The organism is Pseudomonas sp. NS1(2017), from assembly GCF_002269425.1.
In the GTDB taxonomy this organism is placed as follows: Bacteria; Pseudomonadota; Gammaproteobacteria; order Pseudomonadales; family Pseudomonadaceae; genus Aquipseudomonas; species Aquipseudomonas reactans.
On the sequence record NZ_CP022960.1, the window covers coordinates 4,932,778 to 4,957,016 of the forward strand.

A 24,239-nucleotide genomic window follows, 5' to 3' on the forward strand; every position below is an offset into this window, starting at 1 on the left:
GGGCTACAGGTATTTGGTCAGTTGCTTGAGTTCGGCCAACGAGGCCTGGCCATCCAGCGTCACGCTGCCTTCCAGGCAATGGTCGATATGGTCCTGGATCAGCGTGCGCTTGGCCTGGCAGATGGCTTTCTCCACCGCGTGCAATTGCTGGGCGATATCCACACAGGGGCGCTGCGCCTCGATCATGCTGGTGATGCTGCGCAAATGACCTTCGGCACGCTTGAGGCGTTTGACGATGGCTTCGTGGGTTTGGTGAACATGTTCGCTCATTGAAAGGCTCCTTCGACGGTGCGCTGATCGTATCCCCCCAGGGAGGATACAGGCAAGCCCGTTGATCTCCTTCGCGGAGAATAGATACCCACACACTCGAAACCCTGACTAAGTGTAAGTACCTGAAGAAATGAAACAGCCCTTCTGTCTGAACAAACTCTGAACTTGTAATGAATTAATACATTAGGCGTTGACATCCTCCAGCGTCGTGAGTAGATTGCCCGTGCCTGCAACTGGGGCCTTTTTTAAACCTCACAAAAGAAGCCAATGGACACAGTATCTAGTCGCTGTCCGAGCACCGCTGACGCGGGCATCGGGCGCCAAACCCAGAATATGACAGGACTCGCCTCCCCGGTCCGGTAAGCTGCGCTAGAGCTCGATGCTCCACCGTAACTGCCTCGCCGGTCGCCTGTCCGGTCCCGAGGTGTGTTATGACCTTCCAAGCCCTTGTTTTGCCTGATGTACGCACACTAGCGGCCGCCCTGCGCGCCAAACTGTGCCGTGAGCCCGTAGGCTTTTCGCCTACCCGCTCAGCGTTTGCTGCACCCTCCCCTCAAGTGCGCCCAGCCTACCCGCTGGCGCATTGGCGTATCTGCCCGGAAAGCGGCCAACTGGTGCAGCACTGGGATCACGCCGACCCTCAAGACCCGCAGAGACCCAAGGTTTCCAGCCTGGCACAGGCCAGCTTGATGCTCGGTCTTTATGTGAGCACTCGCGCCGCCTGACCCGGCTGGAAACAGCAACTTCCTGATCCATGTTCTGGAGTTCTTTATGAACACGTCCAGTAGTAGCCCGCTGCGCGCTAGTTAACTAACGCGCTGTTAGCGGGCACTGTAGAAGTTATGTGAACACCTTATTTAAACCGATCGCGAAGTTAGCGACTCGGCATGCTTTCGCTCGCCTGTCTTCAGGTAAGTACCGGGTATGTTTTGTCGAAAATTGGCGACAGGAGTACAGACAATGAGCGCCGTAAAAAACCCGCCTCTGCACAAAAAGAATGGCACCGACGCCGACACCAAACTGTCGATGCGTGCCGCCCGCGAAGCCCACAACGGCCTGTCGGCCACCCTGGCGAACGTACGTGCCACCCAGGACGGCTTGACCGAACTGGACGCCTCCGCTCGCCTGCAACGCGAAGGCTACAACGAAGTCGCCCACGACAAGCCACCTCACGCCATCGTCCAGTTCCTGCACGCACTGAACAACCCGTTCATTTATGTGCTGTTGACCCTGGGCGGCATCAGCTTCTTCACCGACTGCTGGCTGCCGATGCAGGAAGGCGAAGACGCTGACCCGACCAAAGTGATCATCATCATGACCATGGTGATGCTCAGCAGCCTGTTGCGTTTCTGGCAGGAACACCGTTCGGCCAAGTCCGCCGAAGCCCTGAAAGCCATGGTACGCACCACGGCCACCGTGTTGCGCCGTGAACAAGTGGGCTCCCAACCGACCCTGCGCGAAGTGCCGATGCGCGAGCTGGTGGCCGGCGATATCGTGCAACTGTCGGCCGGCGACATGATCCCGGCCGATATCCGCCTGATCGAATCCCGCGACCTGTTCATCAGCCAGGCCGTGCTGACCGGCGAAGCCTTGCCGGTGGAAAAGTACGACACCTTGGGTAACGTCACGCAGAAATCCGCCGGACCGCTGGTGGCCGACCAGGGCAACCTGCTGGACCTGCCAAACATCTGCTTCATGGGCACCAACGTGGTCAGTGGTCGCGCCAAAGCCGTGGTGGTCGCCACCGGGCCGCGCACTTACTTTGGCTCCCTGGCCAAGGCGATTGTCGGCTCTCGTGTACAAACTGCGTTCGACCGTGGGGTGAACAGCGTCAGCTGGTTGCTGATCCGCTTCATGCTGGTGATGGTGCCGATCGTGTTCCTGCTCAACGGCTTCTCCAAGGGCGACTGGGGCGATGCCTTCCTGTTTGCCCTGGCGGTGGCCGTCGGCCTCACCCCGGAAATGCTGCCGATGATCGTCAGCGCCAACCTGGCCAAGGGCGCCACCGCCATGGCCAAGCGTAAAGTGGTGGTCAAGCGCCTCAACGCGATCCAGAACTTCGGCTCGATGGACGTGCTGTGCACCGACAAGACCGGCACCCTGACCCAGGACAAGATCATCCTCGAACATCACGTCAACGCCTTTGGCCAACGTGACGATGCCGTGCTGTCCCTGGCCTGGCTCAACAGCCATCACCAGAGCGGTATGAAGAACCTGATGGACCAGGCGGTGGTGGAATTCTCGGAGCAGAACCCGAAGTTCAAGAAACCGTTCGCCTACAGCAAGGTCGATGAGTTGCCGTTCGACTTCGTGCGCCGTCGCCTGTCGATCGTGGTCAAGGATGCCGCCGACGACCAACTGCTGGTGTGCAAAGGCGCTGTGGAAGAGATGCTGAGCATTTCCACCCACGTCATGGAGGCCGGTGCCGCCGTGCCGCTGGATGATCGTCGCCGTGAAGAGCTGCTGGCGATTGCCAACGACTACAACGAAGACGGGTTCCGTGTGTTGGTGGTCGCCACCCGCCACATCCCTAAATCCATGGCGCGCCAGCAGTACACCACCGCCGATGAGCGCAACCTGGTGATCCAGGGTTTCCTGACCTTCCTAGATCCACCGAAGGAAACTGCCGGCCCTGCGATTGCGGCACTGCAACAGATCGGCGTGGCGATCAAGGTGTTGACCGGCGACAACGCCGTGGTCACCAGCAAGATCTGCCGTCAGGTCGGTCTCGATCCAGGCCAGCCGCTGCTGGGGGCTGAAATCGAAGCCATGGACGACGCCACGCTGCTGCGCCGTGTGGAAGAACGCACCGTGTTCGCCAAGCTGACACCGCTGCAGAAGTCCCGAGTGCTCAAGGCGCTGCAAGCCAACGGACACACCGTGGGTTTCCTCGGTGATGGGATCAACGATGCACCGGCACTGCGCGATGCCGACGTGGGTATCTCGGTCGACACGGCCACCGATATCGCCAAGGAATCGGCCGACATCATCCTGCTGGAAAAGAGCCTGATGGTGCTGGAAGAAGGCGTGCTCAAGGGCCGCGAAACCTTCGGCAACATCATGAAGTACCTGAACATGACGGCCAGTTCCAACTTCGGCAACGTGTTCTCGGTGCTGGTGGCCAGTGCGTTCATTCCGTTCCTGCCGATGCTGTCGATCCACCTGCTGCTGCAGAACCTGATGTACGACATCTCCCAGCTGGCCTTGCCGTGGGACAAGATGGACAAGGAGTACCTGGCCAAGCCGCGTAAGTGGGATGCGAAGAACATCGGCCGGTTCATGATCTGGATCGGGCCGACCTCGTCGATCTTCGACATCACCACCTTTGCGCTGATGTGGTTCGTGTTCGCCGCCAACAGTGTGGAAGTGCAGACCCTGTTCCAGTCCGGCTGGTTCATCGAGGGGCTGCTCTCGCAAACCCTGGTCGTGCACATGCTACGGACCCGCAAGATCCCGTTCTTCCAGAGCACTGCCGCCTGGCCGGTGTTGATGATGACCTGCGTGGTGATCGTGCTGGGGATCTACGTGCCGTTCTCGCCACTGGGCACCCTGGTGGGCCTGCAACCGCTGCCGCTGGCGTACTTCCCATGGCTGGTGGGCACCCTGCTCAGCTACTGCTGCGTGGCCCAACTGATGAAGACGATCTACATCCGCCGCTTCAAGCAGTGGTACTGATCTCCCCCGCCGTTTAAACGGTGGCGGTCGCCCGGCCGCCACCGTGCAACACAAGGAATCACCTTATGCGCGTCTTGATCTGTGCAGGTCGTCATTACGCCGACACCAAAATGTCCCGCCAAGTGCTGGACGCTTACCACCGCCTGCGCCCGGTGCAGGTATTGATCCACGGCGGCAACCAATTCCTCGGCAGCGACGTCGAGGAATGGGCACGGGAACTGGGCATCGACGTGGTGCGCTACCCGCCCAACTGGCAACGCCACGGCAAGCAGGCGGAACGCCAGCGCAACCATTTCATGCTGACCGACAGCCGTCCAGATGTGGTCATCGCCTTGCCCGGCGGGGACGACACCTCTGAGCTGGTCTGCCAGGCCAAAGCCAGCGGCATTTCGGTGCTGACCGTAGAAAGCTGAATTCATGCGAGGTGCATCATGCACAAAAAACATACCCCACAACGCCAGGACGGGTTCGCCAAATACCGTGCACGTCACTACCGAGGTGCGCGTCATACCCTGTTGCTGCTGCCACCGGCCAAGCGCCGCGCGTTGCAGCGCAACCTGATCTTTATCGGGCTGACCCTGGGCATCCTGCTGACGATTGCCTTGCTGTCCAAGGCCAACGCGGCCGGTGGTTCTTACGTGGTCGATGACGGCGCGATCAATGCGCCGGGCGAATGCAATGTCGACGCCTGGCACACCGCCAACCGCCACGATGGCAGCACTCACACTGAAACGCTGTCGCCTGCCTGCACCTTCGCCGCGCTGCCTTCGGTGCAATGGGGCGCAGCCCTGTCCCGCGCTACCAGCGCAGACAAGGGCGAAACCCAAGTGAACCCACAGCTCAAGGCGCAAGTATGGTCGCGGGAAGATCTGGGGCTGGAAATGGCCGTGTCAGCCGGTGCGCACTTTGCACACGGTCGTCGGCACGGCTTTGATGGTACCGACTTCAACATTCCGCTGACGTGGCAGCCGTTTGAGCCCCTGCGCATGAGCGTGAATGCCGGTTGGTCCCACATCTACAACGACGGCGACCAAAAACACCGCCTGACCTGGGGCACCGGCCTTGAGTACCAAGTGGCACACTCAATGACGCTGGTCGCCGAGCGTTACGGCCAGGACGGCGGTGACCAGGCCTGGCAGGCCGGGCCCAGGTTTCACGTCGGCGAATTTGTCGACGTGGACCTGGTGGTCGGGCGTAGCCTGATCGGCGAGCGCGCGCAATGGCTCACCACCGGGGCCACATTACGGTTCTAGGCCTTGGCTTGTTGTTCCAGGTGCAGTTGCAATTGCGGGTCGATTTGCAACTGCCCCGCCAGGTCATCCAGGTAGTTGCGCTCGGCGTCCTGCTGATCGTCCACCAACATGACACTGGCCAGATACACCTCGGCCGCCATGGCCGGGTCACTGGCAAACTCGGCGAAATCCGCAGCATCCAGAGGCTTGGCGACTTCGGCGTCGAGCCACTGTTGCAGTTGCGGGTCGTCGGTATGGCGGCCCAGCTCACTGGAAATCAGTTGTTGCTCATTTTCATCGATACGCCCATCGGCTTTGGCGGCGGCGATCAAGGCACGCAATACCGCGTGGCTGTGGGCTTCTGCTGCGGGACCGTCAAGCTGATCCACCGTCTGCAAGGCTTGTTGCGGGGCGGTGGCCTGCTGGCGTTGCCAGGCTTGATAAGCCTGGAATGCCGCCATGCCGAGGGAGGCCAACGCAGCGTAGTTCATCCCGCCGGAACGCCCTTGCACGGGACGAGTGCCCGTGGTGCCACCCAACATGCCACCCAGACCGCCCAATAAATCACCCAGGCTGCCACCGGTTGATGCATTGCCCGTGCGGGTGCCTTTCAATAACCCACCGAGGAGCCCACCCAGTCCGCCGGATGACGCACTGCCGCCTTGCCCGGCGCGCAAGAGTTGTTCAAGTAAATCACTGGTGTTCATGGTGTCACCCTCCGAGGGCGCAGCGTTGGCGTCTATCAACCATAGCCCGGCCTTGCCGGAACACCATGACCGCCGGGCGGTCACGGCCTATCATGACGCTATCGCGACTTCGAGAGAAAACCCAAGTGAACCGGACTGAGCACATCGCACTGATGGCAAATTACAACCAGTGGATGAACCGCAAGCTCTATGACGCGGCCCTGACACTGACGGACGCGGCCTTGGCGATGGACCGACAGGCGTTTTTCGGCTCGATCCTCGGCACCCTGAACCACCTCGCGCTGGGCGATACCGTCTGGCTCAAGCGTTTTGCGCAGCATCCAGCAGGCTTTTCAGCACTGGCTCCGATGCAGACTGTTGCTACGCCTGCTGATCTCAAGCAACTGGCCTTCGCGGATATACGCGAGCTGGCAACCTATCGCTCCTGGCTGGACCAGTTGATCGTCGATTGGAGCCACACCGTGCAGGAGACCGACCTGGACCATCGCCTGCATTACAGCAACATGCGCGGCGTGACGGCCGATAAGGACTTCTTCAGCCTCCTGGTGCACTTTTTCAATCACCAGACCCATCACCGGGGCCAGGCCACGACCTTGCTGACCCAGGCGGGGTTGGATGTGGGCACTACGGACTTGCTGGCGCTGATCGACTGAACTCGGCGTAGGCCTGCATCAAGCGCGGGAACTCATGTGGCTCGGGCAACTGCGCAAAGCTTTCCACCGCTGGGGTGGACGCCCACGGCAGCTTCTCGCGGGTCCAGGTCTCCATGAACGGCACGTAACCGCTGGCATTATCCAGCAAGGCGGCGCGCACGTTGACGAACTCATCGATACCATGGGGCCGCGTGAACAGCCAGCTCATGCAGTGGGGGCAGAAATAATGGCGATCCACGCCCTGCATACCGCCGATCACCGGGCAACCCTGGGTCACCGTGAAGCCGCTGGCGGGAATCAGCGCGCTCAGTGAGAACGCGCTGGAAGACATCTTCTGGCAGCCGGTGCAATGGCAGGCCATGGTGATCACCGGGGCGGCACTCACGCTGAAGCGCACACGCTCACAACGGCAACTGCCCTCGTATGGCAGGGTATCGAGGCTCATCATTGCTTCCTTATTCTTGATGGGTGGCTTGGCAGGTTAGCCTCAGGTACCTGGCTTGAACAGGCCTGTAGCCAAAACCGAACGCTGTCTCATCGTTGGGGTCGTAACCCTAGGTGTCGAGGTTTTTACAGCCCCGCCCTCCCCGCGCGCATCGTGGATCTACCGATGTGCGTACCCCCAAGAAGGAGACGCTTACATGGTCATTCACTTCAAGGTTGCAGGTCACTTGGCCTGTGGCCACCACGGCACAAACCTCCCTTCCAGCACCGAGCTGAACCGGGTCAAATGCCGTACCTGCCGCAATACCGATGCCTACAAAGAAGCGCGCCGCACCCAGCGTAACGCCGCGCGCCGCGCCAATCGAAAAGCCAAGACTCAGACCCACGTCGACTGGCGCAGCGCGTGGACGCAGCGCCTTACCGACCTGCCTGGTTTGCAGCGTTTGCCACGCGGGTTCAGTGGGCAGCCGTTCGTGTAATCACGGCGCAACCGCTATTTGCCTGATGGCTTGTTCGTATTCCTCGACGGACTGTGAGCCAGCCACCAGGTGACGCCCATTCAGTACCATGGCAGGCACAGCGTTGATCCCGCGCATGCGGTAAAAATCTTCAAGCTCACGGACTTCAGCAGTTAACTCCCCACTGTCCAGCACTTCCTGGGCGCGTACGGTCGAAAGCCCCACCTCTCCGGCAAGACGCACTAAGGTGTCGTGGCTGCTGATATTTTCCCCATCACTGAAATGCGCCTTGAACAGAGCGTGCTTCAGTGCGACTTGGCGACCCTGCGCCACCGACCAATACAACAGACGGTGGGCGTCAAAGGAGTTGTAGAAGTGCGTACGCTTCGCCAAGTCGAACGTGAAGCCCAAGGCGTTACCGCGGTCGATCACCATGACATTACGCGCGGCGACCTCGGCCAAGGTGCGGCCATATTTACGCATCATGTGTTCGACAGCGTTTTCGCCCTCAGGCGGCATGTCCGGGTTCAACTCGAAGGGTTTGAACGTCAGCACCACGGCAACTTCGCCCGCCAGGTTCGCGATGGCCTGTTGCAGCGCTACAGCGCCGAGTGCACACCAAGGGCACATCACATCCGAGACGAAGTCGATGCTCACGGTGCGCGTCACGATGCAGACTCCAGCGGGTTATTCCGGTATTCGGTTGCATTGATGAAAGGCATAAGAAATTCTCCAGTTCGCGCCTTGACGAGATGGCAGGGCGGCGAATGGGAGGCACTCTAGGAGGTTGCGTTGGGTGAATAAATACGCGCCCAGGCACATCATTTGTACTTCAGCGTAATCAATCGACCTATCACTCAAAGGCCACTCGGCGATTGGTTAATATGCTTTCCAGACTGGCGGGTTCTACACTCACATCCGTTTTACGTCTGATCTCTTCCAACCCCAGCTCTATCCGGTAGTTGCAAAGATGATCAAACAGCCTGTCTTGAGATTCCGAGATCGCCTCCCCCTTACTTTTCGCAAACAGGATGTGAAGTACCGCCATCATGGGGAGTGAAAGGCACTCATCCGAATCATTCTCGAAAAAATCCTCCAACTGCGCGGATAAAACCTCAAGCCACTGGTCGCTCAAGTTACAAGGCAACGTCGACTCAGGCCCGTTTTGCATGACTTCCTTGGAGAATGATTTAAGCAAGTCTTCAGTCATGGACAGCGCCTCATTTACCTAATCGGGAGCCCAAGATTTAACAATTCGGCAGAGGTCATTTGGAAGCAAAGTCAGCGTCTGAAGTGTCCTGATTTCTTGAATGCCACTTCGTACACGCCTCGACTATTTCTTGAAGTCACCGCTAAGCATCTGTTCAAAAAGACGTTATCGCCATATCCGTTTGGTCGCCGAGGAGCAGACGTAATTCCGAGTAAAAAAGCCGGCCACAAAAAAACCTGCACAAGGCAGGTTCTTTGGGGGCTTCAGCGACCTCCTGGGATGTCGTGAAACCAAATGATGGTGCCCGAACCCGGAATCGAACCGGGACGCCCTTACGAGCGGGGGATTTTAAGTCCCATGCGTCTACCAGTTTCGCCATTCGGGCGGTAGCGCGTGTTGCAGGGTTGGGAATATATAGATCCAGTCGCTTTGACGCAAGGTCGCGGGGCAGCTTTCTTGCTTCAGTAAGCCAGTAAAAAAGCTTGGTAGATCAGTGAGCTAGGTCAGCATCTAGAGGAAAAACCGCAACGTCATCCAAGTATTTGCGCCACCTGACCCGCTATCGTGGCGACCTCCCAACGGAATGGACACCACGCGCCAGGAAGCAGGTGATGCCTGCTTCCCAGTAACTACTCGACGACAGACTCCGCCGCTGTCGATGATTTTTTGAATGCCAGCGCCGGGTCAGGCACTTCAACCCAGCCCTTCTTCACATACTCAGCGGCGACGATTTTACGGATCAGGAAGCAGTAGATGATGGGCAACCCGGCAATGGGTATCGCCGCCCAGGGCGGGCCTGCGAGAAAACCCAGCCCTAATGCCACAGCCCAGATCAGCAGGTGGCGCCAAAGGCCTGCGAAGAGCAGGTAGAGCGGGCCGAGAAACAAGACTGCCAACACCTGGAACGCATCGACTTCTTCGACCTGGTCACTCTCTGGATGTTTGAAATAGCGGGTCATTGCACTGTCCTTGTGGGGGTTAATTCAGTGAATATACTCTGAAGGGTCAATCCAGTGACACCTCTCGGAGCCTCATCATGAATCCAAACGCCACCGCTCTTGTGCTGATCGAGTTCCAGAACGATTTCACCACCGCAGGGGGCGTGTTTCATGACGCCGTCAAAGGCGTCATGCATCAGTCCGACATGCTGGCCAACACTGCAACGACCGTGCAACAGGCACGCGCGCTGGGCGTGAAGATCATTCACCTGCCGATCCAGTTCACCGAGGGTTACCCGGAACTGACGACGCGTGACTATGGAATCTTGAAGGGTGTTGCCGATGGTGCGGCTTTCCTTTCCGGCAGTTGGGGCGCTGAGATCAGCGAGGCAATCAGCCGTGAAACCGGCGATATCCTCGTGGAAGGCAAGCGCGGCCTGGATGGCTTTGCCACCACCGGCCTGGACCTGGTACTGCGCAACAACGGCATTCAGAACCTGGTGGTGGCGGGATTCCTGACCAACTGCTGCGTCGAAGGCACCGTTCGATCAGGTTATGAGAAGGGTTATAACGTGGTGACGCTGGCCGACTGCACGGCAACGTTCACCGATGAACAGCAAAAAGCGGCTGAAAACTTCACGCTGTCGATGTTTTCGAAGGTGTTACGGCACACCGAGTTTCTTGGGGCGTTGAACGCCAAGTAAACAAAAGGGGCGACTGATCAATCAGTCGCCCCTTTTGTATTATCCGTTCAACGTCAGGCCCGGATAAGTCCGAACGGGCATCTTATGCCGTTGCGGTTGTTGCCGGGCAAGTTGCACCTGAACCTGTGCCACAGCCTCCAGCACACGCTGCGCCCACTGCTCATCTTCCGGGTCAACCACCACCACGCGAAACCCGTGGTCGAAGCCTTCAAGCTGAACGCCTTCGGAATCATCAACATGCAAATCGATATCGAAGGCCGGTGGGAATTTTGACGGAGTGCTCGTCAGCCCACGTTCGGTCAGGGCCTGGCTATGTCGCGCACTGTTGACCACGCCGTCGACATGGATGCCATACAGCAACAACCAACGCCGGATGTAGGACGGCGTACGGCCGGACGAGGTGTAGACCCAAACGCTGCAACCCTGGCGACGCAGCTCACGGGTCAGAGAACGGGTGCCGCAGCGCAAGGGCTCGCCCAGCCAACTGTGCACACACGCCGGCAAGCGGCTGTGTTCGGTCGCACTGTGGTGCAGCTGACAGGCCAGTGTGTCGTCGATGTCGAACGAAATACGGATTCGCTGACGCTTGATGAACACACGCTTGATCGTGTCGAGCACTGGGTACCTTCCCATCATTGGCCCCCCTGGTGGGCGGGCGCTGGTGTGTCACTCAGGAAAAACTCGGTTGGATCTGGAGCGTTATCTTCCAGGAACGCTGCGTATTTTTTCTTGATCTTGGGCAATTCGTACAACGCCATTACGCCATGCTTGGCGGAGTTGCGTATCACCGAGGACGGGTTGAAATAGCCCTCGGCGTTGTCCAGCGTCAGCACAAACGGTGGCAACCCCTCGCGCATCAGCAGGTAGCTGACGATCAGCGACCCACTGCGGTGGTTGCCTTCAATGAATAACTGCGGCTTGCTCAGGACCCGTACGTAAACACCGGCTGCTCGCTTCCATACGGATTCGTTATGGTGCTTGCAATACCAGTTGTACAGATCCTTGATGCCACCTTCGACATTGTTGAAAAAGTGCACTTCGGTCGCCGCCAGGTGCTGCGCGTATTCCTGCCGGCGTACCGGGTCTTTGCCACAGAGCACCGTGGCATTGATCTCCAGCATCAGGTTCAGTTGCTGGAGGTCGAACAGGTCGACACCGCGCGCAACATAGTCGTCAATCAGTGCGTAACCTTCAAGCACATTCTGCAGCACTTCGTCTGTCAGCGGATCGCGTGGCTCGGTGAAGTCCCGGCTGAGCTGGGCAAAACGGGCCTGGACCTCACGCAGTGCGCGTTCGATCGCGGCCAGATCAAGACGATGTGTTGCAGGCATTGGCAATCCTGAAAGACGGTGCATGGGTCAGCTGAACTTGCCGCTGATGTAGTCCCCGGTCATTTGCTCACGCGGGTTTTCGAAGATCTGTGCCGTTGGACCCATTTCCACCAGATAACCGGTACGGGTGCCCTGGGAGATGTCCACCGAGAAAAACGCGGTGGTATCCGCCACGCGGATCGCCTGCTGCATGTTGTGGGTGACCAGCGCGATGGTGTAGTCCTTTTTCAACTCGACCATCAGCTCTTCGACACGACGCGTGGCAATGGGGTCGAGCGCCGAGCAAGGTTCGTCCAACAGCAGCACTTCCGGCTCGGTTGCAATGGCGCGAGCGATGCACAGGCGTTGCTGCTGGCCGCCGGACAGCGACAGGCCGCTGACCTTGAGCTTGTCCTTGACCTCGTCCCACAACGCGGCCCCTTGCAGTGCGTGCTTGACGCGGTCGCCCAGGTCGCCCTTGTAGCGATTCAGGCGCAGGCCAAAGGCCACGTTGTCGAAAATGCTCATCGAGAACGGGTTCGGCTGCTGGAACACCATGCCGATGTAACGGCGTACGACGACCGGATCCACACCCTTGCCGTACACGTCCTGGCCGAGGAAGTGCACATGGCCTTCAAAACGAAAGCCCTTCACCAGGTCGTTCATGCGGTTGAGGCTGCGCAGCACAGTGGACTTGCCGCAGCCGGACGGGCCGATGAAGCCGGTGATCTTGTTTTTCTCGATTGGCACATGGCTATCACGCACCGCCATGAAGTTGCCGTAGAAAATCTTGTCCAGCTTGCAGTCCATGACCACAGGTGCCTGGGTGACAAACGGAGCGGCTTTTTGCGCAGTTGAGACGTTCAAAATTCAGGTGCTCCCGTTCTTAGTACTTGGGCTTGCCGAAAATACGGCTCACGATATTCACGACCAGCACGATCATTACCAGCACCAACGAGGCCGCCCATGCGAGCTCGAGCTGATTGTCGAAAGGCATGCCGGAGAAGTTGTAAATCAACACGGCCAGAGACGCCGTCGGATTCATCACCGCCAGGCTGCCGTCGTGGTAGATCCAGTAGTTGCTGAACAGCGCGGTAAACAACAGAGGGGCGGTTTCGCCGGCAGCACGTGCTACCGCGAGCATCACGCCGGTCAGGATCGCGGGCATGCCGGTGGGCAAGACGATTTTCCAGATCACCTGCGAGCGGGTGCAGCCCATGCCGTACGCCGCGTCCTTCATGATCTTGGGCACCATCTTCATCGACTCTTCAGCCGTCAGCACCACGATTGGCAGCATCAGCACCGCCAGCGCCACACCACCGGCCGGTGCCGAGTAGGTTCCAGTGGTCATCACCACCAAGGCGTAGGCAAATACACCCGCCAGGATCGATGGCAAGCCGGTGAGCATCTTGGCGGCAAAGCGCGAGGCGTTCGCCAGTTTGCTGTCCGGGCCCAACTCCGCAAGGAAGATGGCAGCCAGGATGCCGACCGGCACGGCAATGGCGGCAGCGATACCCACCATCACGAACGTACCGGCCATGGCATTACCGAAGCCACCGCCCGTCTCGAAACCGGTGGGCGGCAATTCAGTGAACACTTCCAGGCTCAGGCGTGCGCCGCCACGGGTGATCAGCATGTAGAGCACGGAAATCAGCGGCACACTGGCCAGCAGCGCACCGAGCCACACCAGGGTGGTCAGCACCAGGCTGCGCAAGGCGCGGCCTTCGAACCGGCGCTGCAGGCTCGGCATGGCGGTGATAGGCGTAGAGAGATCAGTCATTATTTGGTACCCCGCTGGGCGTAGACCATGATCATCGAACCGATGATGTTCACCAGCAGCGTGATAAACATCAGGACCAGTGCGGCGTACATCAATACTTCGATCTCGTTAGGGCCGGCTTCGGGGAAGTTCAGCGCCAACAAGGCTGCCAGTGTGTTGGCGGGTGCAAACAGCGAAAGCGAGATGTTGTTCGCGTTGCCCACCAGCATGGCCAGGGCCATGGTTTCACCCAAGGCGCGACCGAGGCCTAGCACGAGGGAACCGAAGATGCCGGTCGCGGCAGATGGCACCATCACCTTGAGAATCGCTTCCCAGTGGGTGGTGCCCATGCCGTAGGCGGCCTGCTTGGTTTTCATCGGCACACCGGTGAGGGCGTCCTGGGACACGGCGGCGATGGTCGGCAGGATCATGATGGCCAGCACCAGCGCGGCTGGCAGCAGGCCCGGCCCGCTCAGGGACGTGCCGAAAAAAGGAATCCAGCCCAGTTCTGTGTTCAGCCACGCGGTCAGCGGGCGGATGGCCGGGATCACCACATAAATGCCCCAGAGGCCGTAGACCACGCTGGGGATGGCGGCGAGCAGTTCAACGATGGTGCGAAACACCGCCGCGAGTTTTGCCGGCAGGAAATCCTGGGTAAGAAAAATCGCCATGCTGACGCCGAAAAAACCTGCGATCAACAACGCGATAAGGGCGCTGTAAAGCGTGCCCCAAATAGCTGGCAGAATGCCGTACTTGCCTTGGTTAACGTCCCAGACACTGCCGAAGAGCACATCAAAACCGTGCTTTTCCATGCCGGGAAGTGCCTTGCGTCCTACTTCGAAGACCAGCGCGAAAACCAGCGCCAGCACCAGCACCACGCCTATGCGTGCAAGTGCACGGAAGGTGCGGTCAACCAGGAAATCCTTCGTAGAGGGTGGCTGGCACGCAGAATCCGGGTTAACCGGTACGACAAAAGGTGTGTTCATTGGCTAATTCCGGAACAAGGGGGGAACGCTCCCGGCATGGCTGACGGCCCATGCCGGGAGCGGCCTGGCGGCCTTACTGGATGTTGGCGGAAGCTTTGCGAACTTGATCGACAACCGATGGAGGCAGTGGGATGTAGCCCATCGAGTCGGCGATTTTCTGACCTTCGGTCAGGCTGTACTCGACCATTTCACGCATGGCTTTGGCCTTGGCTGGGTTGCCGTTGTCCTTGCGGAAGATCATCCAGGTGTAGGACGTGATCGGGTAGGACTTGGCGCCATCCGGGTCCGGCAGCCAGGCCACCAGGCTTTCCGGCATTTTCACCGCCGCCAGGGCTTCGGCGCCGCTTTCGGCGTTCGGTACCACATATTTGCCGGCCTTGTTCTGCAGTTGGGCAAAGTCAACCTTGGCCAGTTTGGCGAAGCCGTATTCGATGTAGCCAATCGCGCCTGGGGTCTGACGCACAGTGGCGGTCACGCCATCGTTTTTCGGCGATTTGATGAACTTGTCGCTGGCTGGCCAGTTGACGGTGTTGCCTTCGCCCAGGTCTTTCTGGAACTCAGGGTTGATTGCGGCCAAGTGCTTGGTGAACACCGCGGTGGTACCGCTGGAGTCTGCGCGCACAACCACGGTGATCGGCATGTCAGGCAGTTTCAGGCCTGGGTTGGCGGCAGCGATCTTCGGATCGTTCCACTTGGTGATCTTGCCCAGGAAGATGTTGGAGTACACATCGCGTGGCAATTTGAGTTCTTTAGGATTGCCCGGCAGGTTGAACGCCAACACGATTTCACCGGCGGTCATCGGCAACAGTTGCGCGCCTTCGGCCACCTTGGCGATGTCTTCGTCTTTCATGGCCGAGTCGCTGGCGGCGAAATCGACGGTTTTGTTCAGGAAGTCCTGTACACCCGCACCGCTACCTTTGGATTGGTAATCAACGGTGACACCCTCGGTTTTCTTGCTGAAATCCTTGAACCAGGTGAGGTAGATCGGGGCTGGGAAACTCGCACCGGAACCGGTGAGGCGGATGCTCTCGGCAGCAAACACCGAGGTGGCACTGAGAGAAACCGCAACGGCGAGTGCAGCAGACTTCATCAGACGTTTCATTAAGGAAAATCCTTGTGATTTCGGGCCCGGGAACTCTGCAACATTCTTGTTACGGTTTTATGAACGTGGAGTGGCAAAACGCCTGGTTGTCCCCCTCTCCCGCCGCAATCACGGCATTTGATGTCATTGGTTAGTAACAAAATGCGACTAAGACTTTGCCATCCCCACCACGCGAGTTCCGCCCATGTCCTCAATAGAAGATGCCTTGATGCAGCGCATCCACCGTGAATTGCTGGATCACAGTGACGAAGAGCTGGAACTGGAATTATCCGAAGATGGGCACGACCTCAACGCGTTGTTTGACGAGCACGTCGGTGAAAGCGCCGAAAAAGCCGCGCGCAGGATATATTTCAGCGAACTGTTCCGCCTGCAGGGCGAGCTGGTGAAATTGCAGAGCTGGGTGGTCAAGACCGGCCACAAGGTAGTGATCCTGTTCGAAGGGCGCGATGCCGCCGGCAAAGGCGGTGTGATCAAACGCATCACCCAGCGCCTGAACCCCAGGGTCTGCCGAGTAGCCGCCCTGCCCGCGCCGAATGACCGCGAGCAGACCCAGTGGTACTTCCAGCGCTACGTTTCGCACCTGCCCGCCGCCGGCGAAATCGTGCTGTTCGACCGCAGCTGGTACAACCGCGCCGGCGTCGAACAGGTCATGGGGTTCTGCAACGCGGACCAGTACGAAGAGTTCTTCCGCACCGTGCCGGAGTTCGAGCGCATGCTTGCCCGTTCCGGCATTCAGTTGATCAAGTACTGGTTTTCCATTTCCGACCAGGAACAGCACCTGCGCTTTCTCAGTCGCATCCACGACCCGCTCAAGCAATGGAAACTCAGCCCCATGGACCTGGAGTCGCGTCGGCGCTGGGAGGCTTACACCAAGGCCAAGGAAATCATGCTCGAACGCACCCATATCGCCGAAGCGCCGTGGTGGGTAGTGCAGGCCGATGACAAGAAAAAAGCCCGGCTCAACTGCATCCACCATTTGCTTGGGCAGATGCCGTATGAGGAAGTCGAGCTACCGGTGATCGAACTGCCGCAGCGCGTGCGGCAGGAGGATTACTCGCGCAACCCGACACCGCCGGAACTCATCGTGCCGCAGCTCTATTAACTGAGCTGCTCACACAAGAACGGCACACTGGCGAGCCGTGAAGTGGGGTGAAACGCCAGTACCCGCGTTGCCACCAGCAGGTAAGCGACTTCCTCGGAGGACATGAACGCCATGCCACCGAGGATTTCGAAGGCGCGGGTACTGATGCGATTGATCGTTTCCTGTACGGCAAAGCGCGTGGCTTGCGCGCGCGCCAGGTCAGCGCGCAGGAACCGGTTCTGGTCGATCACAACCGCCAGGCCGCGTATCGCCATTGTGGCGCCCTGCAGATCAATCAGCAGCATTGCGCGATCATCCTGCGAGCCTTTGCTGGATGCCAATGCCTTCGATGCCAACGCAGACGCCATGCCCAGGTACGATGCTGACGCAAGCAGTTGGAACCAGATCGCAAATAAATGCTCACCGGTACCCTGTTGCACATCGTCCAACTGGTTATCCACGGCCTTGCTGAAATACATCAGCGCTTCTGGCACCAACAGCTTGTTGAAGATCACTTCATGGCTGTCGGCTGCCTGCAAATGCGGCACCGACCAGAACTTTTTCCGCTGGATGTTCGGGTCGCCCGCCAACCCCAGACCGATGCCGATATGGGTATGGCCTTGCGGGTCGACGTAGTTGACGCCAAAGGTGATCGCGTCAAAGTGATGGGTCATCGTGCAGGGCTTCTTGCTGCCGCTCACCCGATAACCAGCGGCTGTTTTCTCAACGGACAGCGTGGACTCCAGGATATTGGCGTGTGCCCGGCCTTCGGCAAAACCTGAGGCAACCAACAGGCTATCGCGAGCTACCACGCCGAGCATTCCCTGGATATCGGGAAAGAAGCGACTCGCCGCCATCATGCCGGCCACCGTGTGATGGTGCATGGTCATCATTACGGCCAATGAAGGGCAATGGGCGCCGACCCAGGTGTGCACTTGTGCCAAGTTAACTGCACTGATTCCCCCTCCGCCAAGTTCCTTGGCGATGGAAAGCCCAGGAGCGCCGACTGTTTTAAACAACGTGGCCAGTTGCTTGGACTCGCCACGTTCAAGCTCAATAAGTGAGGCCGCCTCAAGAACAGGCACCAGCTCGGGAATATAGGCTAAAGCGGTATCTCTTTCATCACTCAAAAACATAGTAAACAAACCCTTATTATTGTTTAGACTTTAAGTAATGTCGCGCATAACGACTGTCCAACTTTGACAGCGGCAGTAACATAAAGAAGTCCGCCACATTGAACTCCTTATCCCAGGCCGGTGCACCACAGACCCAGCCACCGCTGCGTAAATAACCTTTGAGCAACGGGGGTACGCGCGGCACATGTCCGGGCTTGAACTCATCCAGGGGAAAAGGGATATGGGGCGTCACGCGATAGTCGGCAGGCGCCCGATTTTCTGCGGTAAAACCGCGATACAACGCCGCCGCATCGTGTCCACCGTCGGACAGACTGACGCTTGCGCAGCCCATCAAATGATCACAACCCTGGCGTTCCATGTACTTCGCCAGGCCTGACCACAACAGCATGATCACGCTACCGCTGCGGTATTCGGGGTGGACACAGGCGTGCCCAGCTTCAACCGTCCTGGCGCGCAACGATGCCAACGCGCTGAGATCGAACTCCCTCTCCGAGTAGTAGTGCCCCATGCGCTGTGCAGCGGCCGGGTCCATCAGGCGGTAGGTGCCCACCACGGCTGCTGTCTTGGCGTCGCGGACCAGCAAGTGATCGCAGTAGTCGTCAAACTCGTCAATATTTAACGCCTCAGGATTCGCAAGTTCAGATAATTTGAAAGTTTCGGTAAATACACGATAACGCAGGCGTTGCACCTCACGTATTTCTTCTTGCCGAGTGGCGAGACTGACCACTAACCCTGCACGCGGAAATTGTGCAGTTGAATGTTCTTCACTGGATACCGACGGAGATCGCATTCCCGTTCCTTTGAGTTGCCATACGAGTAAGAGGCAAGTAGTGAGCAGGACACTAACATGCGACTTTCTGCAGGCAACGTAAGGAAACTCCGAAATAAGTTGCGATCTTTTGTGGTGGGTAAAGTTACTGTGGTGAACTACTCACCACCCGCAACGCCAACCCCTCATACGCATCCAGGGTAATGGTGAATGCTCCTTCCGCCGTCAAATCCCCCTCCACCCGTTCATTGATGATGTCGACCACCATCCCGGCAGCAATATCCGGCAAATTCAGGGTTTCGGTGATCGGCGTTGCACCGAAATTCAGCGCCGTGATTTGCGTGCCTTTGCCGGCCGGCAACTCGTGCACCATTACCAACAGCGCCGAGTTTTCAACCTCCGGCACCAGAATCTGGCGGCTGGCGGCGATGTCATAAGCACGGCGCACCGCGAGAATTTTCTGCAGTTGGGAAGCGAAGGACGCTGGGTCCTGCAACTGGCTGTTCAAGCTGCCGTAAAGGCTTTTCGAACGCGGCATATGGCCCGCCGAAAGCTCCGCATCCGGGTTCAGGTCCACCAAGTCATAAGCCCCGCGATGAATCCAGCGGGTGTCGCCATCCTGCATCAAGTGCTCGACCTCTTCGGACGCCAGCGGCAACGCGCCCACCAGGTCCCAGCCCGACAAGGCAAACACCCCAGGCTGCATGGCGTTGTACATCACCAGCAGCAAATGGATCTGGCGGATCTGCTGGATATCCGCAGCGGTGATCGCCTCCAGATCACGAATGCCCAGCGCTGCCGTGATGATGCTGGCCGTGGTGCACGACACGCCATTGGTCACGAACTTGAGGTTATACGGCGCGTGCTCACCGGCCAGACGCTCGTACATCTGTTCGCGAATGTGCTCGCGCAGGATGTTGCCGGGAAAGGTCTGGCCCTGGTACAGGAAGGTGTCATGGGCGTGCAAGGTCCAGAAGTGCACCAGTTCCAGGGTCAGCTCATCGTGGTTCTGCAGTGCATGGATCAACGAACCGGGATCAATACCCTGGCGGTGCATTTCACGCAGCATCAGGCGCAGGAACTCGGCGTCGCCCATCAGCAGCGCGTGCTGGTACGCCGGGCGGGTGATGAAGTCATAGGAGAGGTCGGCGCCGCCATGGGACATGGAAGCGATGTCATCCACAGTGAGGTTCAACTCCTGAAAGCTGAAACCGCCGGCCTTGCGAATCGCGCCGCCGAGTAACTGGTTGCCGGTGATCGACAGTGGATGGCTCTCGGACCAGGCCGTGCCGTCCAGCTTGCGCTCCACGCCGAGAAAACCATTGGCGTCCAGGCGCAGGATCTTCGCGCCCATCACGTCGATGGCGTGCAGCGCATCACCGATGATCATCTGCTGTGCGGCGAAGGTCGGGTCCAGCCAGTTCAGCGATGGCTGGCCTTCCTTGAAGTAATGCAGGTACACCCAGCGACGTGGCTTGCCATCTACACCGAGCACCACGTCTGTCGCGCTCCAGTCGGTTTCCTTGACGCCGGGCTCGAAAAAGATCACCCGCTGCAACGGGCCGACGATGTAGTGTTTGTCACGCAACGCGTCGACCTGGGCGGGACTGAGGTTCTGCGCGTCACGGCCTTCGGCGACATCCGGCAGCAGCGCCCAGTCTTCCTCGCGGATTTCTACCATGTGGTACAGGCCGGGATAGTCCTCGTAGGCCATCTCGGCCAGTCGGAAATCCGCGCCCTTGCCGGTGTGAGACGGGATCACATCGTCGATGATCACCGCATTGTGTGCCGCTGCCATGCGCGTCAACGCCTGCAACTGCGCCTCGGTGCCCAACTCCGGGTCGATCTCGAAGCTGATGCGGTCGAAATTGCCATCGATCGTTGGCGTGTGCTGCGTGCCCTTCAGGCCGCCGGACTTCTTCAGCGGGCCATTGTGGATACCCTGGATGCCGATCTTCGACAACGCATGCCACAGCGCCTCATCCCCCAATGCCTCCAACACCGTGCCGCCCTCGCGGGTCACTATGGAAGCCGGGTACGCGGTAAACCACACCGACGACAGGGCCGAAGCATCACGCGGCCGCGTCTGCGCGTACGGCTGCTGCCACAACCGGCCCTGGCCGGAATAGAGCTTGGCCCGCTGGCGTGCCGCGTGCAGCATCGATTGTTCCACCAGCCAGTTCACATGGTTGTTTTCAGCCGCCGTCATATGCCTGATCCCTGTTGTCGTCCAAAGGTTGCTCGTAAGCATAGGAGCCACAACCGGGGCCATTCGTTGCATTGCACTGTGGGCGACTAGGCCAACTGCCGATACTGCCTCGGCGTAAACCCCGTCGACGCCTTGAACTGACGGGTAAACGCACTGTGGTCGGTATAGCCGCATTGCAGCGCCACTTCGGTGATCGGCAAATCGGTGTGCAGCAGCCGGTGCGCATGCTCCAACCGCACTTTCTGGATCATCTGCCGTGGCGTCAGGTGGAACACGCGCTTGCAGTAGCGCTCTAGTTGCGCCACCGAAATGCCGGCGATCCGTGTCAATTCACCCAGGGGTACACGACGGTTGAAGTGCGCGCGAATGTGCGCGTCCACGGCGGCCAGGCGCTGGTACGCCGGGTGGCTTTCGCTGGCGGTTTGCAGGTCGACCGAGATACCGGCCAGGCCGATGATCGCGCCCATTGGGTTGTACAACGGCCATTTGTGGGTCAAACACCAACCGGGTTCGCGGGTGCCGTACAGGTGCAGTTCCAGCTGATCTTCCAGCACAAAGCCCTGCTCCAGCACGCGCCGGTCCTGCTCGGTGTAGCCCGGTCCCAATTGCGCGGGAAAGACTTCGGCACTGGTCTTGCCCAGCAGCGGTTGCAACTGCTTGAGGCCGCAGCGCTGCACCAGAGTGCGGTTGGCGAGCACATAGCGGGCCTGGGTGTCCTTGATGAAAATTGCCGCATTGGGGATCACGTCCAGCATCGGCAGTAGCTGCGCGACACTGCCCACTAACTGCTCGATGTCTTGGGGGTTGCTCCCTTGGCAAAGGGTCGCAAACGCGCTCTGCATCATGACGGTCGATCCCCGCTGGTGGCCTGACGGATAGCAGATTGCCCGATGCCCGGCGCCCTGTCGAGCAAGCAAAACTGTGCTGATTTCGTCATCGATGCCGGCAAAAAACATCAATCGCGCCGCCCTTCATGAGTTCACTGTATGGCCACTGCATGCCTATCCAATAACTCACAAGAAGGCGACGCTATGTCAGCTCAAGGCAAGTTCAAGAAACAGCTTTCCCTGATGGACCTGACCTTTATCGGGTTGGGTGCCATCTTTGGTTCGGGCTGGTTGTTCGCAGCCAGCCACGTATCCGCAATCGCAGGCCCGGCGGGCATTATTTCCTGGCTCATCGGGGGGTTCGCGGTGCTGCTGTTGGGCATCGTGTATTGCGAACTGGGCGCCGCATTGCCGCGTGCCGGCGGCGTGGTGCGCTACCCGGTCTACTCCCACGGCCCGCTGCTGGGCTACCTGATGGGCTTCATCACCCTGATCGCGTTTTCCAGCCTGGTGGCCATTGAAGTGGTCGCCTCGCGCCAGTATGCGGCGGCGTGGTTTCCGGAACTGACCAAGGCCGGTTCCAGCGACCCGACCACCCTCGGCTGGCTGGTGCAATTCGCCCTGCTGTGCCTGTTCTTCGTGCTCAATTACCGCAGCGTCAAGACCTTCGCCATCGCCAATAACCTGGTGAGCGTGTTCAAGTTCATCGTGCCGCTGTTGGTGATTGGCGTGCTGTTCACCTTCTTCAAACCGGCGAACTTCCAGGTGCAGGGTTTCGCGCCGTTTGGGCTGTCGGGCATCGAGATGGCGGTGTCGGCCGGCGGGGTGATTTTTGCCTACCTGGGCCTGACGCCGATCATCTCGGTGGCCAGTGAAGTGAAGAACCCGCAACGCACGATTCCAATTGCCTTGATCCTTTCGGTGTTGTTGTCGACCGCGATCTACGTGCTGCTGCAAACCGCCTTCCTCGGTGGCGTGCCCACGGAAATGCTCGCCAATGGCTGGGCCGGGATCAGCAAGGAACTGGCGCTGCCTTATCGGGATATCGCCCTGGCGCTGGGCGTGGGCTGGTTGGCCTACCTGGTGGTGGCCGATGCCGTGATCTCGCCCAGTGGCTGCGGCAATATCTACATGAACGCCACACCTCGTGTGGTGTATGGCTGGGCGCAGACCGGTACGTTCTTCAAGATTTTCACGCGTATCGATGAGAAGTCCGGCATTCCACGCCCGGCGCTGTGGCTGACCTTTGGCTTGTCGGTGTTCTGGACCCTACCGTTTCCGTCCTGGGAAGCGCTGATCAATGTGGTGTCTGCGGCGCTGATCCTCAGCTACGCCGTGGCCCCAGTGACTGTTGCCGCGCTGCGTCGCAACGCCCCGCAGATGGCGCGGCCGTTCCGGGTCAAGGGCATGGCGGTGCTAGGTCCGTTGTCGTTCATCATCGCCGCGCTGATCGTGTACTGGTCCGGCTGGAGCACGGTGTCCTGGCTGCTCGGCCTGCAAATCCTGATGTTCGTGGTGTACCTGCTGTGCGCCCGCTGGGTGCCAACCGCACACATCAACCTCAAACAACAAGTGCGCTCGTCTGCGTGGCTGATCGGCTTCTACGCGGTGACCATCCTGCTGTCCAAACTCGGCAGTTTTGGCGGCATCGGCGTGATCAGCCACCCGCTCGACACCATTGTCGTCGCCGTTTGCGCACTCGGCATTTACTACTGGGGCGCCGCCACTGGCGTACCGGCTCACCTGGTACGGCTGGAACACGAAGCCGATGAAAGCGAAGCGGTCGATGAACCTCACGCCCCGCTGACACCCGCGACTTACTGATTCAGGAGCCTTTTATGAAGCGACTGCATGTGATCGACTCCCACACCGGCGGCGAACCGACGCGCCTGGTCATGAGCGGTTTCCCGGCGCTGAGCGGCGCCACGATTGCCGATCAACTGCACAGCTTGCGCACCGAGCATGATCAATGGCGCCGTGCCTGCCTGCTGGAGCCGCGTGGCAACGATGTATTGGTCGGTGCGCTGTATTGCGAGCCCGTCACGCCGGGCGCGATCTGTGGCGTGATCTTCTTCAATAACGCCGGTTACCTCGGCATGTGCGGCCACGGCACCATCGGCTTGGTCGCATCGCTGCTCCACTTGGGGCGTATCCAGCCCGGCGTGCACACGATCGACACACCCGTTGGCCCGGTGGCGGCCACGCTGCACGAAGATGGCAGCGTAACCCTGCGCAACGTGCCCGCCTATCGCTTGCATCAACACGTGCCGGTGGAAGTGCCGGGACATGGCGTGGTCTACGGCGATATCGCCTGGGGCGGCAACTGGTTTTTCCTGGTGTCGGACCATGGCCAACGCTTGCAGATGGACAACGTGGATGCCCTCACCGACTACACCTGGGCGATGCTCAAGGCCCTGGAGGATCAGGGCATTCACGGTGCGGATGGCGCGCTGATCGACCACATCGAACTGTTCGCCGATGACGACCTTGCCGACAGCCGCAACTTCGTGATGTGCCCCGGCAAGGCCTACGACCGCTCACCCTGCGGCACCGGCACCAGCGCCAAGCTGGCCTGCCTGGCCGCCGATGAAAAACTCAAGCCCGGTGAAACCTGGACCCAAGCCAGCATCACCGGCAGCCAATTCGTAGGCCGCTATGAATGGGACGGCGACCGCGTGCGGCCCTTCATCACCGGCAGCGCCTACATGACCGCCGACAGCACCTTGCTGATCGACGAGCGTGACCCTTTTGCCTGGGGCATCTGAGCCC

The 24,239-nt window shown here is 59.4% G+C and carries 26 protein-coding genes and 1 tRNA gene; 10 read left to right on the forward strand and 17 right to left on the reverse strand.

What is annotated here, in order from left to right:
• Positions 1-3 precede the first annotated feature (3 nt).
• Positions 4-270, reverse strand: coding sequence for a metal-sensing transcriptional repressor (locus tag CI807_RS22985; RefSeq protein WP_016975785.1), 267 nt, complete (start codon positions 268-270; stop codon positions 4-6).
• A gap of 431 nt (positions 271-701) precedes the next feature.
• Here CI807_RS22985 and CI807_RS22990 point away from each other — a divergent pair, with 431 nt between their 5' ends.
• The 4 genes from CI807_RS22990 (at position 702) to CI807_RS23005 (ending at position 5,198) form a co-directional block, all read left to right on the forward strand.
• Positions 702-995 (forward strand): hypothetical protein, encoded by a 294-nt coding sequence (locus CI807_RS22990; protein WP_095016358.1) that lies wholly within the window; start codon positions 702-704, stop codon positions 993-995.
• A 235-nt stretch (positions 996-1,230) separates the two neighbouring features.
• A complete protein-coding gene (gene mgtA / locus CI807_RS22995; RefSeq protein ID WP_095016359.1) occupies positions 1,231-3,945 on the forward strand; it encodes a magnesium-translocating P-type ATPase in 2,715 nt (904 codons plus the stop codon).
• A gap of 65 nt (positions 3,946-4,010) precedes the next feature.
• The gene (locus tag CI807_RS23000; RefSeq protein WP_025999705.1) at positions 4,011-4,358 is read left to right on the forward strand and encodes a DUF2493 domain-containing protein; all 348 of its coding nucleotides are present in this window, start codon (positions 4,011-4,013) and stop codon (positions 4,356-4,358) included.
• 18 nt (positions 4,359-4,376) lie between these two features.
• Positions 4,377-5,198 (forward strand): hypothetical protein, encoded by an 822-nt coding sequence (locus CI807_RS23005; protein ID WP_095016360.1) that lies wholly within the window; start codon positions 4,377-4,379, stop codon positions 5,196-5,198.
• Here the strand turns inward: CI807_RS23005 and CI807_RS23010 are convergent.
• A complete protein-coding gene (locus CI807_RS23010) occupies positions 5,195-5,884 on the reverse strand; it encodes a tellurite resistance TerB family protein (RefSeq protein WP_095016361.1) in 690 nt (229 codons plus the stop codon). The genes CI807_RS23005 and CI807_RS23010 overlap by 4 nt on opposite strands.
• Positions 5,885-6,009: 125 nt before the next feature.
• On the opposite strand from CI807_RS23010, the gene CI807_RS23015 reads away from it, so the two are divergent.
• On the forward strand, positions 6,010-6,537 hold the full coding sequence (locus CI807_RS23015; protein WP_095016362.1) for a DinB family protein: 528 nt from the start codon (positions 6,010-6,012) through the stop codon (positions 6,535-6,537).
• Here CI807_RS23015 and CI807_RS23020 read toward each other — a convergent pair.
• Entirely contained in the window at positions 6,509-6,982 is a 474-nt protein-coding gene (locus CI807_RS23020) for a GFA family protein (protein ID WP_095016363.1), read from the reverse strand. The genes CI807_RS23015 and CI807_RS23020 overlap by 29 nt on opposite strands.
• A gap of 196 nt (positions 6,983-7,178) precedes the next feature.
• On the opposite strand from CI807_RS23020, the gene CI807_RS23025 reads away from it, so the two are divergent.
• Positions 7,179-7,460: a hypothetical protein gene (locus tag CI807_RS23025; protein WP_028616250.1), complete on the forward strand. Its 282-nt coding sequence runs from the start codon at positions 7,179-7,181 to the stop codon at positions 7,458-7,460.
• Here the strand turns inward: CI807_RS23025 and CI807_RS23030 are convergent, their stop codons facing one another.
• From CI807_RS23030 to CI807_RS23045, 4 genes are all read right to left on the reverse strand, one after another.
• A complete protein-coding gene (locus tag CI807_RS23030; protein WP_095016364.1) occupies positions 7,461-8,108 on the reverse strand; it encodes a DsbA family oxidoreductase in 648 nt (215 codons plus the stop codon).
• A 184-nt stretch (positions 8,109-8,292) separates the two neighbouring features.
• A complete protein-coding gene (locus CI807_RS23035; RefSeq protein WP_095016365.1) occupies positions 8,293-8,649 on the reverse strand; it encodes a hypothetical protein in 357 nt (118 codons plus the stop codon).
• Positions 8,650-8,947: 298 nt separating this feature from the next.
• Positions 8,948-9,034, reverse strand: a tRNA-Leu gene (locus CI807_RS23040).
• A 244-nt stretch (positions 9,035-9,278) separates the two neighbouring features.
• Positions 9,279-9,608 (reverse strand): hypothetical protein, encoded by a 330-nt coding sequence (locus tag CI807_RS23045; RefSeq protein WP_095016366.1) that lies wholly within the window; start codon positions 9,606-9,608, stop codon positions 9,279-9,281.
• Positions 9,609-9,685: 77 nt separating this feature from the next.
• Between CI807_RS23045 and CI807_RS23050 the strand changes: the two genes are divergently transcribed.
• Positions 9,686-10,291, forward strand: a complete 606-nt coding sequence (locus tag CI807_RS23050) for a cysteine hydrolase (RefSeq protein ID WP_095016367.1) — start codon at positions 9,686-9,688, stop codon at positions 10,289-10,291.
• Between the two features lie 39 nt (positions 10,292-10,330).
• Here the strand turns inward: CI807_RS23050 and CI807_RS23055 are convergent, their stop codons facing one another.
• From CI807_RS23055 to pstS, 6 genes are all read right to left on the reverse strand, one after another.
• Positions 10,331-10,924, reverse strand: coding sequence for a hypothetical protein (locus CI807_RS23055; RefSeq protein WP_095016368.1), 594 nt, complete (start codon positions 10,922-10,924; stop codon positions 10,331-10,333).
• Positions 10,924-11,622, reverse strand: a complete 699-nt coding sequence (locus CI807_RS23060; protein ID WP_025999702.1) for a hypothetical protein — start codon at positions 11,620-11,622, stop codon at positions 10,924-10,926. The genes CI807_RS23055 and CI807_RS23060 overlap by 1 nt, the downstream gene beginning before the upstream one ends.
• Before the next feature lie 27 nt (positions 11,623-11,649).
• Positions 11,650-12,411 (reverse strand): phosphate ABC transporter ATP-binding protein PstB, encoded by a 762-nt coding sequence (gene pstB / locus CI807_RS23065; protein ID WP_010210300.1) that lies wholly within the window; start codon positions 12,409-12,411, stop codon positions 11,650-11,652.
• A gap of 76 nt (positions 12,412-12,487) precedes the next feature.
• On the reverse strand, positions 12,488-13,381 hold the full coding sequence (gene pstA / locus CI807_RS23070) for a phosphate ABC transporter permease PstA (protein WP_028616256.1): 894 nt from the start codon (positions 13,379-13,381) through the stop codon (positions 12,488-12,490).
• On the reverse strand, positions 13,381-14,346 hold the full coding sequence (gene pstC, locus CI807_RS23075; RefSeq protein WP_016978032.1) for a phosphate ABC transporter permease subunit PstC: 966 nt from the start codon (positions 14,344-14,346) through the stop codon (positions 13,381-13,383). Before pstC ends, pstA begins: the two co-directional genes overlap by 1 nt.
• 73 nt (positions 14,347-14,419) lie before the next feature.
• Entirely contained in the window at positions 14,420-15,448 is a 1,029-nt protein-coding gene (gene pstS, locus CI807_RS23080) for a phosphate ABC transporter substrate-binding protein PstS (RefSeq protein WP_016978033.1), read from the reverse strand.
• Positions 15,449-15,632: 184 nt separating this feature from the next.
• Between pstS and ppk2 the strand changes: the two genes are divergently transcribed.
• Positions 15,633-16,550, forward strand: a complete 918-nt coding sequence (gene ppk2 / locus CI807_RS23085) for a polyphosphate kinase 2 (protein WP_028616257.1) — start codon at positions 15,633-15,635, stop codon at positions 16,548-16,550.
• Here the strand turns inward: ppk2 and CI807_RS23090 are convergent.
• From CI807_RS23090 to CI807_RS23105, 4 genes are all read right to left on the reverse strand, one after another.
• Positions 16,547-17,413 carry an acyl-CoA/acyl-ACP dehydrogenase gene (locus CI807_RS23090; RefSeq protein WP_095016369.1) on the reverse strand — a complete coding sequence of 289 codons (867 nt, stop codon included), beginning with the start codon at positions 17,411-17,413 and terminating at the stop codon, positions 16,547-16,549. The two genes, ppk2 and CI807_RS23090, sit on opposite strands and share 4 nt — an antisense overlap.
• Positions 17,414-17,681: 268 nt before the next feature.
• Positions 17,682-18,455, reverse strand: coding sequence for a GNAT family N-acetyltransferase (locus tag CI807_RS23095; protein WP_095016370.1), 774 nt, complete (start codon positions 18,453-18,455; stop codon positions 17,682-17,684).
• A gap of 124 nt (positions 18,456-18,579) precedes the next feature.
• The gene (gene treS, locus CI807_RS23100; protein WP_095016371.1) at positions 18,580-20,643 is read right to left on the reverse strand and encodes a maltose alpha-D-glucosyltransferase; all 2,064 of its coding nucleotides are present in this window, start codon (positions 20,641-20,643) and stop codon (positions 18,580-18,582) included.
• Positions 20,644-20,729: 86 nt separating this feature from the next.
• Positions 20,730-21,488 (reverse strand): AraC family transcriptional regulator, encoded by a 759-nt coding sequence (locus CI807_RS23105; RefSeq protein WP_095017607.1) that lies wholly within the window; start codon positions 21,486-21,488, stop codon positions 20,730-20,732.
• A 186-nt stretch (positions 21,489-21,674) separates the two neighbouring features.
• On the opposite strand from CI807_RS23105, the gene CI807_RS23110 reads away from it, so the two are divergent.
• Positions 21,675-23,294: an APC family permease gene (locus tag CI807_RS23110; RefSeq protein ID WP_095016372.1), complete on the forward strand. Its 1,620-nt coding sequence runs from the start codon at positions 21,675-21,677 to the stop codon at positions 23,292-23,294.
• A 14-nt stretch (positions 23,295-23,308) separates the two neighbouring features.
• Complete coding sequence (locus CI807_RS23115; RefSeq protein WP_095016373.1) at positions 23,309-24,235, forward strand: 4-hydroxyproline epimerase; 927 nt, start codon at positions 23,309-23,311, stop codon at positions 24,233-24,235.
• The last annotated feature ends 4 nt before the right edge of the window (positions 24,236-24,239 follow it).